The following is a 597-nucleotide window of genomic DNA, read 5'->3' as shown; positions in this document are numbered from 1 at the left end:
AGCTATTACACCGCTTGCATACGGCTTTGCCGATGGATTAACGCCACCCTATACCCATGGTTACTACGCAGCTGGGCAGCGTCAGGAAATAAACGCCCGTGGCATGGTGACCACTAGTGTCAATCCTTTCGGGAGTGAATCGTATATTGAATATGATCAATATGACTTTCTTCCTATCAAGGCAATTAACCCTAGAGGGCTTACTATTCAGGCAGAGTATGATTACCGTACTTTGCAAATTGCCTTAATGATTGATGCCAATGGTAATCAAAGCCAAGCAAGCTATTCACCGTTGGGAATGTTACAAAGCATACAAGTTAACGCTAAAGCAGGGGAGAATGTCGGCGACCGAGTAGAGCAACCTAGCATACGGTATCGATATGATTTTAATGCTTTTGTTGATAGCCAAAAACAGGGGCAAAACCCCCAGCCAGTGTACGTGCATACCCTGCAACGCACTGAACATGCATGGCAGTTAATTGATGAAGAGAACGCCAAAAGAGCAGCAGCAAATCTAGCAGAAATGACAGAATCAGAAATCACTGATTTTTTCGACAACGAAGAAGATAAATACCCCGAACGCTTTATACAAATGCG

1 protein-coding gene is annotated in these 597 nt (G+C 44.1%); it reads left to right on the top strand.

Going from position 1 to position 597, the window contains the following annotated elements:
• Positions 1 to 597, top strand: a 597-nt coding sequence (locus tag ACS8FD_RS22615; RefSeq protein ID WP_439277511.1) for a hypothetical protein, incomplete at both ends; no start/stop codon positions are given.

Source organism: Psychrobacter sp. 1U2 (genome assembly GCF_051847575.1).
The sequence above is the reverse complement of the archived record's forward strand: the minus strand, read 5'-3'. Positions and strand labels throughout refer to the sequence as shown.